Origin of the sequence: Paenirhizobium selenitireducens ATCC BAA-1503, from assembly GCF_900492185.1 — a bacterium.
Lineage (GTDB): Bacteria > Pseudomonadota > Alphaproteobacteria > Rhizobiales > Rhizobiaceae > Allorhizobium > Allorhizobium selenitireducens_A.
On the sequence record NZ_UEYP01000004.1, the window covers coordinates 63,888 to 76,666 of the forward strand.

Below are 12,779 nucleotides of genomic sequence, written 5' to 3' on the forward strand. Positions count from 1 at the left end.
ACTTTCAGGTATCAAAGTCACCATCCGCCCGCAGAATCGCCAATATCGGGCGAAAACCGCCGTCAAAACGGCCGTTCTCGGAGGAAGCGCCTCCCGCCGCGGAACGCAGGCCCAGAAAATACCAATAAAAGTCGGCACAACCGTAACTACAGTTCGCGCTTGATGCTCCAGCGGTCGTGATACCAGAGCCATTGCTCCGGATATTCCCTGACCCAGGCTTCGACCTTGTTGTTCAAGAGCTGCGCGGTCGCGGTGACGTCCAGCTGCCCTGCCGCATTGCGCGGCAGATCGACCCGCGGCTCGATCTCGAGACGGAAGCGGTTGCCGGGCAAGCGGATGCAGCGCGCCGGGTAGACGTCGCAATCGAACTGGCGCGCCAGCTTGGCGAGCAGAGGATTGGTCTTGACGTCGCGCCCGAAGAACTTGGTCGACACGCCCTTCTTGAACTTCTGGTCCACCAGCACCCCGACGCCCCCGCCGGCTTCCAGCTGGCGGGCCAGCGCAAAGGACGAGCCGGCATGGGACGGCACGAGCTTGCCCATGCGCTTGGCCCGGAATTCGAAGACCTTCTCGCCGATATAGGGGTTGTTCGGCGGGCGGAAGAGCACCGTCACGTAGAGCCCGAAGGCGGCACCGGCCACGGGCAGCAGCTCGAAATTGCCGGTATGGGCGGAAAAGACGATGAACGGGCGCGGGTTGTCGCGCAGGTCGAGGAACAGCGGAATGCCGCTGACCTCGATGCGCCCCTCGCCCGGCTTGTCGGGATCGAAATCAAACAGGCGATCGAGGAAGACATACTCCGCCGCAAGCCGCCCCATATGGCCCCAGCTGCCGAGCGCGATCGCCTCGATCTCGGCCTCGCTCTTTTCCGGGAAGGCGTTGCGCAGATTTGTCCGCATCAACGTGTGACGCTTTGTCTTCGGTCCGACATAACGCATCAGCCGATCGGCGAAATTGATCGCCGGATCGGCCGGGAAGATCTTCAGCAGCGTCAGGAAGCCGAAGGCGAGTTGCGCCACCGCCCATTGCGGGAAGCGCCGGGACTTGAGGACAAGCCGGGTGATGAAGAGCTTCACGCTCAATCCATCCTGAGGATGATCTTGCCGAACACCTGGCGACCCTCCAAGCGCGACAGGGCACGGTCGATATCCTCGAACCGCACCTCGGTGTCGATCACCGGATGGACGATGCCGCGCGCCATCTTCTGCATGGCGTTCGCCATGTTCTCCATCCGGCAGCCGAACGAGCCCAAAAGCTTCAGCTGCTGCTGGAACAGCATCATCAGGTTCATGTCGGTCGAGACGCCGGAGGTCGAACCGCAGGTGACCAGGCGGCCGCCGCGCTTCAGGCACAGCATGGAACCGGCCCAGGTGTCCTTGCCGACATGCTCGAAGACGACGTCGACACCCTTCTTCTTGGTGAGCTTGCGCACCACGCCCTCGAAGCGGTCTGTGCGGTAGTTGATGACGTGATCGGCACCGAGCGCCTTGGCCGGCTCGATCTTGTCGTCGGAGCCGACGGTGGTGATGACCGTGCAGCCAATCTTCTTGGCGAGTTGGATCGCCGCCGTGCCGATGCCGGAACCGCCGGCATGGACGAGAATGGTTTCGCCGGGCTCAAGCTTGGCATTGTCGAACAGCATGTGCTCGACCGTGCCGAAGGTGACGGGGGCGAGCGCCGCGCCGACCGCATCGACGCCCGGAGGGGCCGGCACCAGCAGGCGGGCCGGCAGGTTGATCTTTTCCTGGGCGAAGCCGTCGAGATGGAAGCCGTGCACGCCCGAGACGTTTTCGCAAAGATTGTCGCGACCCTCGCGGCAGGGCTTGCACAGGCCGCAGGTGCGCGCGCCATAGACGGCGGCGAGTTGGCCGGGCAGGATGTTGCCGACGCCCGGGCCGATCGCCTCGACGACGCCCGAGGCTTCCGCGCCGATGACGAGCGGCATCTTGCGCTTGGCGAAGGCCATGCCGCGCCAGCCCCAGACGTCGATGTGGTTCAGCGCCACGGCCTTGACGCGAAGCGTCACTTCACCGGGGCCGGGTGCTTCCGGCTCCGGAAGATCGACGATTTCGAGCTTGCGGTCTTCGACGAGTTGCAGTGCGCGCATTGGTCTTTCCTCGCCCTCAAGGCGTTTATTTCACGGTGACTGGAATTCGATCCGTCGCTTAAGCCGGTTCTCGCGTCATGACAAGGCTGGCATTCTGCCCGCCGAAGCCGAACGAGTTCGACAGCACGGCCGAGACATTGGCCGAGCGCTTCACGTTCGGCACGACGTCGAGTTCCATCGCCGGATCCGGATTGGTGTAGTTGATGGTCGGCGGCAGCGTGCCGGTCAGCATGGTCTGGATCGAGAACACCGCCTCGACCGCGCCTGCCGCCGTCAGCGTGTGGCCTATCATCGACTTGTTGGACGAGACCGGAATGCTCTTCAAGCGCTCGCCGAACACCGCAAGCATGGCGCCGTATTCCATCTTGTCGTTTTCCGGCGTCGAGGTGCCGTGGGCGTTGATGTAGCCGATCGCACCTTCGGAAAGGCCGGCATCATCGAGCGCCGCATGGATGGTGGCGATCGCCGGGCCGCCGTCCGGCGAGGAGCGCGTGCGATGGAAATGATCGGCCTTTTCGCCGCAGCCCTGGACGATGCCGAGCACGCTCGCGCCACGGGCGATGGCGGATTCCAGCGATTCCAGCACCAGCGTGGCCGCCCCTTCGGCGATGACGAAACCGTCGCGATCCTTGCTGAACGGCTTGGAGGCCTTTTCCGGCGGATCGTTCTGGGTCGAGAGCGCCGACAGAAGCGAAAAGCGGATGACCGATTCGGCGCTGACGGAACCGTCCGTCGCCACGGTCAGCGCCCGGTCGGTGCGACCCTGGCGGATGGCTTCGACGCCGAGCTGGATGGCGGTGGCGCCGGACGCGCAGGCGGTCGACAGCGTCACCGGCAGGCCACGCGTACCGAAGCGGTCCGCGAGCCGTTCCGAGATCGAGCCGAACTGCACGGCTTCGAGGAAGACCGGATCGGCCTTCTGTCGCATGGCGGTGAGGAAGCGCTCATAGGCATCGCCCGGATGGCTGGACGGCGGCGAGCGCTCGGCAAGGGCGAAGCGGTCGGCCCATTCGGGTTCAACCGGCGGGGCGGCGAGGAAGAGCGGGCCGTTGAAGTCGCCCGTGAGGCCGGCCTGGGCCAGCGCCTCGATCGTGGTTTCGCGCGCCATGGCATAGGAGCGTTCGACCGAATTCGGCGCCGGAATGTCGATGAAGTCGACGGTGCCGCCGATACGGGTCGACATGCCCTCCGTGTCGAAGCGGTTGATGTAGTGGATGCCGGACTTGCCGGACGTCAGCGCGTCCCAGTTGTCGGAGAGGCCCTGGCCGAGCGAGGTGATCACGCCCATGCCGGTGACGGCAACGATCGGGCGGCCGAGATGATCCTTGAAACGGTTGTCTGTCATGCTCTCAACTCCTCACGCATCGGCCGAGACGAGGGCGATGCCCTCGCCGCGCGTATAGCCGACCGTCGTTACGACGGCGTGGCGGGCGGGCGCGCTCATGGCGGCTTCGTGCGCCGGATCGAAGGGCGGCACCTTCGCGCCGGAATCGATGGCGAGCGCCGCAAGCGCCAGACCGAGCGGGAACTGGGCCTCAAGCCCGTGGCCGGTCGAGCCGCCGTAGCCCCGGACCGGCATGCCGGGGAATTTTTCCGCCAGCACGGCCTGTTCTCTCGCCGCCAGGTCATGCAGGCCGCTCGAACCGGAAAACACCACAGTGTCTGCGGCGCTTACGTCGCCGGCGAGCTTGGCCAACCGGCCGAGCCGCTTCTCCAGACCGCCGTCGTCCCGCTTGCCGCGGTCGCCTTCGACAGCTTCGAGAACCGCATAGATATGGGCACCGCGTGCATCGGCATGGGCCCGGCTTTCCAGCATGAGGAAGGCGCCGACCGTGCCGAGGACCATGCCGCCACCCTTGCCCGCCTGCCGTGACCACAAGGGCTGCCATTCACCGGTCGAATGGGCCTGTATGCCTTCGACCAGAAGCAGGATGTCGGCACGTTCGGCGATGAAGGCGCCGCCGACCAGAGTATGCGTCGACTGGCCGGCGCGGATGCGGGAAAAAGCAGTCTCGATCGCCGAGATACCGGCCGACTCCTCGCCCATGAAGGTTCGCGACGAGCCGGTGACCTTGTGGACGATGGAGATATTGCCGGCCATGAGGTTGGAGAGCTGGGCGAGGAACAGCGTCGGGCGCAGTTCCGTGGTGAGCTTCTCGATCAGCAGGCGCTCGCGGTCATTGCGCTTCAGCGCCTCGTCGACGATCAGGCTGTCGACCGCGATGTCGCGCTCGCCGCCACCGGCCGCCACGATCAGATCCATCGACCCGCAGGCCTCCAGATCGTCCTTCATGCCGGCATCGTCGAGCGCCAACCCGGCGGCATAGACGCCGAGGCGCTGCCAGTTCTCCATCTGGCGCTGGTCGCCGCGCTTGGCGATCTGCTGCGACCAGTCGATTTCCGGCAGGCGATGGACCGGATAGGGCTTGAACTTTTCCGTCTCCAGCACCGGCGGCGGCGCCACGGCGGAAGACAGGAGCGCCACATGCCCCTCCTTGCCGGTGCCATGGCAGGTGACGATGCCAATACCGGTGATCACCACATCGTTCGGCTTCTTGATCATTTGCTGTCCTCTCGCCGGCGACACGGCCAGCGCATCGAGCCCTCATGCGGGCTCGCATCCATCAAAATAAAGGTCTCAGAGCCGGGCGCTCCGATGCCGCAGTCTTAGCGGGCGGCGGCGATGGCGTCCATCAGGCCGATTTCCTCGGCGCGCTTGCGCACGATGTCGGCCAGCGGCACTTCGCTGAATGGCATGGTTCGCAGCTTCAGCTGCGCATCGCAGATCTTCTTGCCGGCCGAAACGATCTTCGTCTTGGTCACGGCAAAACCGGAGCCGTCATGCTCGAGCTCGGCCTCGATCTCCAGCACAGCGCCCGGTTCTACGAAGGCGCGCATCTTGGCGCCGTGGACCGACATGAGGAACGGCATGGCGGAAAAATCCTTGACGGCAAGCACGAGCATGCCGGAGGCCTGGGCCATGGTCTCGATCAGGAGGACGCCGGGAACGAGCGGCATGCCGGGAAAATGGCCTTCGAAGACCGGGCTTTTCTCAGGCACGACGGAGCGGGCCTTGAGCTTGCCAAGACCGAGGTCAACCGCCTCGACCTTGTCGATCATCTGGAAATATTCGAGCAGCATGAAAGACCTTCGCCCTGCCGGCGGTTCAGCCCTTGGCTGCCCGCAGTTCGTCGATCTTGGCGCAGAGGTTCTTCAGGACGAAGTATTCCTCGGTCGAAACCTTGCCTTCGTTGACTTCCTGGGTCCACTGCTCGAGCGGGATCTTGATGCCGAATTCCTTGTCGATCGCAAAGACGATGTCGAGGAAGTCCAGGCTGTCGATGCCGAGGTCGTCGATCGTATGGCTTTCCGGCGTGATCGTCTCGCGATCGATCTCGCTCGTCTCAGCAATGATGTCGGCAACTTTGTCGAATGTAGCGGTCACGCCAATTACCTCATGTATCGAGAATCTTGGTTCCACATAGGGAAAACGTTTCCAAATGCCAATGGTAAGTTTGGCCGCCCAAGAAAATTGCTGCCGAAGTGTTGCTCAAACAGCAATCGAATGGCGGCCCTTTCCGGTCGCCAGATAGCTGTCGAAAACCGCGGCAACACTGCGGGCAAACGGTTTGCCGGCTTCGGTAAGGCGGAACTCGTCGGCGACGACTTCGCAAATGCCGTCCGGATTCGAGGCTGCGTACTGCCGCGCTTCGGCAATTACCGTCTCACCGATGCCGGGATAGAGCTTGCGCACGGTGGCGAAGGAGAAGGCGAAGCCGCACATGATCTGCTCGATCACATAAGCGCGCAGCCGATCGTCGTCGGACAGTTCGATGCCGCGCACCACGGTCAGGCCATCGGCATCCGCCAACCGCTGATACTCTCCGGTCGCCGGCATGTTCTGCACATAGCCCTGCGGTAATTGCCCGATCGAGGAGGCGCCGAAGCCGATCAGGGCTTCTGCGGCATCGTCGGTGTAGCCCTGGAAGTTGCGACGCAGTTTGCCGTTGCGAGCAGCGACAGCCAGGCGGTCCTCGGGCCTTGCGAAATGGTCGATGCCGATCGGCTCATAGCCGGCAGCGACCAGCATGTCGGCGGCGCGGGTCATCTGGGCAAAGCGCATCTCGACGTCGGGCAGCGCCTCTTCCGGAATCATCGTCTGGTGCTTCTTCATCCATGGCACGTGCGCATAGCCGAAGAGTGCGATCCGGTCGGGCGACAACGAGACGATGTCGTCGACCGTCGCCTCAAGCGTTTCCATCGTCTGGTAGGGCAAGCCATAGAGAATGTCGCAATTGACCGAGTGAACACCCCTCGCCCGCACCGCGTCCACCACGGATTTCGTCTGTTCGAAGGTCTGGATGCGGTTGATGGTCCTCTGCACCTTGGGATCGAAGTCCTGCACGCCGAGGCTTGCACGGGTCATGCCGATCGCCGCCAGCGCATCATAGCGCGGCTCGTCCAGATCGTTGGGGTCCATCTCGACGCTGATCTCGGCATCGTCACGGAAATCGAAGGCTTCGCGAAAGGCCTTCATCAGGTCGATCATGTCCTGTGGCTTCAACATGGTCGGCGAACCGCCGCCGAAGTGCAGCCCGCTCACCTTCGCCTCGCGGCTGACCAGGCTGCCGACCTTGGCGATCTCCTTCTTGAGCGAGACAAGATAGGTCTCGATCGGCTCGTATTTCAGCGTGTGCTTGGTGTGACAGGCACAGAACCAACAGAGGCGATCGCAATAGGGAATGTGAACATAGAGTGACAAATCGTGTTGACTGCCGAGTTCGCCCAGCCACTGCGCATATTTGCCGCACTGCACACCCTCATGAAAATGCGGCGCCGTCGGATAGCTGGTGTAACGTGGAACGGAGCCGGAATACTTGGCCAGCAGGGAGTTTTGCATGTCATACGCCGCGTTTCTGAAAGTCATCCTAGACATCTTGGTAACGCTTCGACCGCAGAGCGCCTTTGACTTCGATCAATTTCTTGATAGATTTGTCGTGCAGTCCATATGCACCTGTCGCGTGCGTTGTCGATAAGGACCAGGACGAGTGAAATCGAGACTTGACCTAAGGGCAGATTGGCGTCAGACGGGGGCGAAATCATGGACGCACATAAGAAACACATAGGCGAATGCGAAGCTCCGGCCGTCTGCAAGGCTTGCGAGGCTCGTAACGGCGGCATTTGCGCCACGTTGAGCTCTGCCCAGCTCGCCGAACTCAACAAGCATTCCACGCGGCGCAAGGTCGAAGCTGGCAACGAGGTCATCGGCCAGGGCGAGAACGTCGGCAGCTACAGCAATATCTTGAACGGTGTCGTCAAGCTGTCGAAGATGATGGCGGACGGTCGCCAGCAGATCGTCGGCCTGCAGTTCGCCCCCGACTTTCTCGGTCGGCCTTTCCTGACCGAGAGCTCGGTAACGGCGGAAGCGGCGACAGAAACCGAGATTTGTTGTTTCCCCCGCCCGATCATCGATCGCATGGTCGGCGAGGCGCCTGAACTGGAGCGCAAGCTGCACTCGCAGTCGCTCAAGGAACTCGACGAGGCGCGCGACTGGATGCTGACGCTCGGCCGCAAGACCGCCCAGGAAAAGGTCGCGAGCTTCCTCTACCTGATCGCCACCCATATCGATCCGGAGCGGAGCGGCAATTCGACGACCTTCGACCTGCCGCTGTCGCGCGCCGACATTGCCGACTTCCTCGGCCTGACCATCGAGACCGTCAGCCGGCAGATGACCAAGCTGCGCAAGGACAACATCATCGTCATCGAGAACAATCGCCATGTGATCGTTCCCGAAATGCGCCGCCTGCGATACGCAGCCGGCAACGACTGACGCGCCGACGGTCCGGCGCGCCATATCAATTCCACTTCCCCTAAAATCCCGTCAGCGCGTGACGATAATCTTGGTGTTCTTCAAGCCGTTGTGCGTCGCCATGGAGAAGAACCGTGCCGCATTGTCGGGATGCAACCGAACGCAGCCGTGCGAGGCGGGACGGCCGAGGCGCTTGAGATCATAGGTGGCGTGGACGGCATAGCCGCCGTGGAAGAAGATCGCATAGGGCATGGGCGCATTGTCGTATTTGCGCGAGCGATGGTTCTTCGAGGCCCATTTGGCGCGGTAGTTGCCGAGCGGGGTGACGTAACCCTTGCGGGCGGTCGAGACCTTCCAGCGATGCTTGACGATTCCGTTCTGCGTGACCGTCATGGTCTGGCTGGAAATGCTGATGCTGGCGACGAGATTGCTGGCCGAGGCCACCATCGGCTGAACCAGCAGGCACAAGGAGGCCGAAACGGCCAGAAGCAGTTTACGCATGATATTCCCCCAGTTTCCTTGTTTTCCGCCCCCCAAGGCGGCTGTTTACCGGGGCATCATAGTATAAATTCCAATAAATGCGATTAAGCGACACGGAAAAGATTGTTTTAACGGAATATGTTCCGCAGGCCGACGTAGCGGCCTCTAGACGAGCATGGCGACTGCCAGCACAAGCCCGGTCACAACTGTCAGCACTGTGCAACTCATATAGAACAGATCGACGCCCGCCTCGATGTCGCGGGGCGTGGCAACCGGCCGGCCGGAACCGTTGATCATCGGTTCGCTGACGCGCTCGCCGCCATAGATGCGCGGGCCAGTCAGCTGGATGTCCAGCGCCCCGGCCATCGCCGCTTCGGGCCAGCCGGAATTGGGCGAGCGATGCAGGCCGGAGTCGCGCAAGCTCACCGACAGCGAACGCCGCGCGGCGGACACGCCCTTCCGCAGCCAGGCCGCCGCTGCGATCAGCAGACTGGACAGGCGTGCGGCCGGCCAGTTGGCGAGATCGTCGAGGCGGGCCGAGGCCCAGCCGAAATGCAAATACCTGTCGCTCTTGTGGCCGATCATCGAATCGGCGGTGTTCAGCATCTTGTAGGCGAGGATGCCGGGGAGACCGGCGAGCGCATACCAAAGTGCCGGCGCCACGACACCATCGGCAAAATTTTCCGCCAGGCTCTCAATCGCCGCGCGGCAGACCCCGGGTTCATCCAGCGCCTGCGGATCGCGACCGACGATCATCGAGACCGCGCGTCGTCCGCCTTCAAGCCCGTCGGTTCGCAGGCCCAGAGCCACGTCCGCGACATGGTCGCCGAGGCTCTTCTGGGCGAGGAAGATGGCGACGACCAGAAGTTCGAGAACAAAGCCGACGACGCCGAGGGCCCGGAACAGGCCCGACAGGACGAGACCGATCACGACGGACAGGGCGAGGAGCAGCAGGATCGCCATCACACCATTGCGCCGCCGCGTCGCGGGTGCGAACGTCTCGCGGTTGAGCCGCCGGTCGAAGAAGGCAATGGCATGGCCGAACAGCACGACAGGATGCGGCAGACGCGCCCAGAGGGCCGGCGGATCGCCGACGATCCGGTCGAGAACGAGTGCGCCAAGAAGAGCGGCGAGGATCCACACCATCATCGTTCGCTCCACGTGGCGAGTGCCGCCGCCAGCCGCTGGTCGGATGCCGGGTCAGGTGACAGCCCGAAGCGCAACCAGGTCGGCGCGTAGTCGAACTTGCGGGTGAGGATATGCGCCCGGCACAAATGCGTATGCAGTTCGGCGGCGCGGGGGTCGGTGACAAGGACGAAGAGCGACGTTCCGCCTTCGACGCGCAAGTCTGCATCAACCAGCACTTTGCCGAGCCCCGCCCGACGCTCAGCGATTTTCCGGCGAAGCGGCTGCGGATCGGCCGACAGCAGATCATTGGCCACCGAAAGCGCCGGACCGGAAACCGCCCACGGCCCCAGCCAATCGGCAAAGCGCTCGAGGATATTATCCTGAGCGATGACGAAGCCGAGGCGCAGACCGGCCAGGCCGAAGAACTTGCCAAACGAACGAAAGACGACGAGATTCGGCCGCATCGAGACAGTGCCGGCGAGGCTCTTCTCCGGCGTGCAGTCGCCAAAGGCCTCGTCGACCACGAGGAACCCGCCATGCCGGGCCAATCGATCCGCCAGGTCAAGAAGTTCGTGCGGCGCATGCAGCCTGCCCGTTGGATTGTTCGGGTTGACGACGACGGCCAGCCCGCAACCGGGATCGACATCGTGGAGCGTCGCCACGGCATCGACCGCAAAGCCATTGCCCGATAGCACGCGGCCGTATTCGCCATAGGTCGGCGACAGGATCGCGGCGTGCCTTTCCCGATCGGCGAGCTTGGGCAAAAGCTGGATCACCGATTGCGTGCCGGGAACGGGAAGCGGGAGGATGTCACTGGTTCCATAGAAGGCGCGGGCGGCGTGACGCGTTTCGTTCAGCAGGTCCTGGTCCGGCAGGCGATGCCAGACGCGGTCTGGAATGGCGGGCAAGGTCGGCGGGCATGGATTGAGACCGGTCGACAGATCGAGCCAGTCCTCGGGCCGCCCTCCGTAGAGCGCAGCCGCAGCACCTACACCACCGCCATGGACGATCCTGCCGCTCATGCAGCACCGTCCCGGATGTCGATAAGATGCATGAACGAGCCGGCGACATTGCCGCGCCGGAGACCGACGTCTCCGAGCGACGTGCCAAGCGCGTCTTCGGCGGAAAACAGCCTGTCGGCGGCACCTTCCGAGACGATCGAGGCATAGTGGAACTCGTGCGCCGTCATGGGCGAGGCAAAGAAGGTTACACCGAGAGGCGTGATACGGCGATAGCCGAGATGACGCTTGCGCGTCGCATAGCTGGTGACCAACGGCAGGAGACCGAGCATCGGATGGACGGCGCCCTCGGCATCGATCAAGGCATCGCCCAGGACCATGTAGCCACCACACTCGCCAAAGATTCTCGCGCCGCGCATATGGGCGTCCAGCATGCCGGTGCGGAAGGTCGCTGCGGCGGCCAGCCTTCCGGCATGCAGTTCTGGATATCCGCCCGGCAGGTAGACGGCGTCGGCATCGGGCGCCGGCACCTCGTCGGCAAGCGGCGAGAAGAAGGCGATCTCCGCCCCCGCCTCTCGCCAGCCGCGCAGGATATGGGCATAGGAAAAGGCAAAAGCGATGTCGCGGGCGACGGCGATCTTCTGGCCGAGCGGCGGCAGGGGTGCCACGGCGGGCGGGATGGCCGCGCGGGGCGAGGCTTTGGCCGCGTGCAGCAGCGCGTCGAGATCGCATCCATGCTGGATAACGGCGGCCGCGCGCTCGATGAAGGCTTCGAGTTCGCCATGCTCGCTGGCCTGCACGAGACCGAGATGGCGCTGGGGCAGATGCAGGCTGGGATCGGATCGCACCACGCCGAGGACCAGCATGCCGATGCCGGCCAGCGCCTGGCGCAGCATGGTTTCGTGGCGGTCGCTGCCGACGCGATTGAGGATCACGCCGACCACGCGGGTGTCGGCGCGGAAATTGGCAAAGCCGCCGACGAGGGCCGCGACCGAATGGGACGCCTTGGCGCAATCGACCACAAGCACGACGGGCAAGCCGAGGAGTGCCGCAAGATCGGCGGCCGAGCCTTTCCCGTCCGCCGCACCGTCGAACAGGCCCATCATCGCCTCGACCACCAGCAGCCTGCCCTGCGCCGCATGCCGGGCAGCATTGGTCCGCAGCAGGTCGTCGCGCATGGCCCAGGGATCGAAGTTGAGGCAGGTTTCGCCGCTTGCCGCCGCATGGAAGGCGGGATCGATATAGTCCGGGCCTGCCTTGCCGGGCGCGATCGCCACGCCGCGCTTCTTCAGCGCCCGCAGGAGACCGAGCGTCATCGTCGTCTTGCCCGAGCCGGAGGACGGCGCTGCGATCAGCAGGCCGTTCATGCGCTGTCCTTCTGGGTGCCGGCGGCGAAAGGATCGGGCAGCAGCGTGCGGCCGGACAGCGCGCCCAGCCAGTCGAGCGAGGGACGAAGCCGCACCACCTCGCCGACGACGACGATGGCCGGCGGTTCGAGCCCGGAGGCGAGCACGTCGGCTTCCGCCCGGCCAAGCGTGGTTTCCAGCACCTGTTGCGAGGCGGTCGCGGCATCGCAGACGAAGGCGACGGGCTCGTCGGGCGAGCGGCCGGCGGCAATCAGGTGGGCGCTGATGGTGGCGATATGCTTCATCGCCATATACATGACAATGACCGGCGAACCGCGGCCGATGGCGTCCCAGTCGATCCGGTCGGGCACGACGCCGGACGAGTCATGGCCGGTCAGGAAGGTGACGGCGTGGTTGATCTCGCGGTGGGTGACCGGGATGCCGGCATAGGCAAGCCCGCCGATCCCGGCGGTGATGCCGGGCACGATGCGGAACGGAACGCCATGATCGATGAGGGTCAGGGCTTCCTCGCCGCCGCGTCCGAAGACGAAGGGATCGCCGCCCTTGAGGCGCAAAACCCTGTGGCCGGCCTTGGCGAGTTCGACCAGGCGCAGCGAGATATCGCGCTGCTTGGCCGAGGGCTTGCCGCCGCGCTTGCCCGCATATTCGAGGAGCGCGCCCGGCCGGGCGAGTTTCAGGCATTCGTCGTTGACCAGCGCGTCATGCACGATCACGTCCGCCTCGCCCAGCGCCTTGGCGGCGAGCAGGGTCAGCAGGCCGGGATCGCCCGGTCCGGCGCCCGCCAGCCAGACATGGCCGGGCATGATCGTCGCAAGCTTGGAAAAGGGATCGAAACTCATGGTTCTGCTCTAGGCTCCGCATGACGAAATTGCAATCGCGAAGGCCGCTGACGGTCCTTCCGGATGGCCCCGCCCTCGCCTATAACGGGA

At 64.1% G+C, this 12,779-nt stretch carries 13 protein-coding genes; 1 reads left to right on the forward strand and 12 read right to left on the reverse strand.

The window, feature by feature from the left end; genetic code table 11:
* Positions 1-146: 146 nt before the first annotated feature.
* The 7 genes from RHIZ70P_RS08910 to hemN all read right to left on the reverse strand — a co-directional run bounded on the left by RHIZ70P_RS08910 (position 147) and on the right by hemN (position 7,007).
* The gene (locus RHIZ70P_RS08910) at positions 147-1,076 is read right to left on the reverse strand and encodes a lipid A biosynthesis lauroyl acyltransferase (protein ID WP_115670057.1); all 930 of its coding nucleotides are present in this window, start codon (positions 1,074-1,076) and stop codon (positions 147-149) included.
* A gap of 2 nt (positions 1,077-1,078) precedes the next feature.
* A complete protein-coding gene (locus RHIZ70P_RS08915) occupies positions 1,079-2,107 on the reverse strand; it encodes a zinc-binding dehydrogenase (protein ID WP_115670058.1) in 1,029 nt (342 codons plus the stop codon).
* Between the two features lie 58 nt (positions 2,108-2,165).
* Positions 2,166-3,452 carry a beta-ketoacyl-ACP synthase gene (locus tag RHIZ70P_RS08920; RefSeq protein ID WP_115670059.1) on the reverse strand — a complete coding sequence of 429 codons (1,287 nt, stop codon included), beginning with the start codon at positions 3,450-3,452 and terminating at the stop codon, positions 2,166-2,168.
* Positions 3,453-3,464: 12 nt separating this feature from the next.
* On the reverse strand, positions 3,465-4,670 hold the full coding sequence (locus tag RHIZ70P_RS08925; protein WP_115670060.1) for a beta-ketoacyl-ACP synthase: 1,206 nt from the start codon (positions 4,668-4,670) through the stop codon (positions 3,465-3,467).
* Between the two features lie 104 nt (positions 4,671-4,774).
* Positions 4,775-5,248 (reverse strand): 3-hydroxyacyl-ACP dehydratase FabZ family protein, encoded by a 474-nt coding sequence (locus tag RHIZ70P_RS08930; protein ID WP_115670061.1) that lies wholly within the window; start codon positions 5,246-5,248, stop codon positions 4,775-4,777.
* A gap of 25 nt (positions 5,249-5,273) precedes the next feature.
* A complete protein-coding gene (locus RHIZ70P_RS08935) occupies positions 5,274-5,552 on the reverse strand; it encodes an acyl carrier protein (protein WP_003502893.1) in 279 nt (92 codons plus the stop codon).
* Between the two features lie 105 nt (positions 5,553-5,657).
* Positions 5,658-7,007, reverse strand: a complete 1,350-nt coding sequence (hemN, locus tag RHIZ70P_RS08940) for an oxygen-independent coproporphyrinogen III oxidase (RefSeq protein ID WP_115670062.1) — start codon at positions 7,005-7,007, stop codon at positions 5,658-5,660.
* A gap of 201 nt (positions 7,008-7,208) precedes the next feature.
* On the opposite strand from hemN, the gene RHIZ70P_RS08945 reads away from it, so the two are divergent.
* Positions 7,209-7,937, forward strand: a complete 729-nt coding sequence (locus RHIZ70P_RS08945; protein WP_115670063.1) for a Crp/Fnr family transcriptional regulator — start codon at positions 7,209-7,211, stop codon at positions 7,935-7,937.
* A gap of 51 nt (positions 7,938-7,988) precedes the next feature.
* Here the strand turns inward: RHIZ70P_RS08945 and RHIZ70P_RS08950 are convergent, their stop codons facing one another.
* From RHIZ70P_RS08950 to cobA, 5 genes are all read right to left on the reverse strand, one after another.
* Complete coding sequence (locus RHIZ70P_RS08950; RefSeq protein ID WP_115670064.1) at positions 7,989-8,417, reverse strand: L,D-transpeptidase; 429 nt, start codon at positions 8,415-8,417, stop codon at positions 7,989-7,991.
* 144 nt (positions 8,418-8,561) lie between these two features.
* The gene (gene cbiB / locus RHIZ70P_RS08955) at positions 8,562-9,545 is read right to left on the reverse strand and encodes an adenosylcobinamide-phosphate synthase CbiB (RefSeq protein ID WP_115670065.1); all 984 of its coding nucleotides are present in this window, start codon (positions 9,543-9,545) and stop codon (positions 8,562-8,564) included.
* A complete protein-coding gene (gene cobD, locus RHIZ70P_RS08960) occupies positions 9,542-10,546 on the reverse strand; it encodes a threonine-phosphate decarboxylase CobD (protein WP_115670066.1) in 1,005 nt (334 codons plus the stop codon). The genes cbiB and cobD overlap by 4 nt, the downstream gene beginning before the upstream one ends.
* Positions 10,543-11,850, reverse strand: coding sequence for a cobyrinate a,c-diamide synthase (locus tag RHIZ70P_RS08965; protein WP_115670067.1), 1,308 nt, complete (start codon positions 11,848-11,850; stop codon positions 10,543-10,545). Before RHIZ70P_RS08965 ends, cobD begins: the two co-directional genes overlap by 4 nt.
* Positions 11,847-12,689, reverse strand: a complete 843-nt coding sequence (gene cobA, locus RHIZ70P_RS08970) for a uroporphyrinogen-III C-methyltransferase (protein ID WP_115670068.1) — start codon at positions 12,687-12,689, stop codon at positions 11,847-11,849. The genes RHIZ70P_RS08965 and cobA overlap by 4 nt, the downstream gene beginning before the upstream one ends.
* Positions 12,690-12,779: the final 90 nt, after the last annotated feature.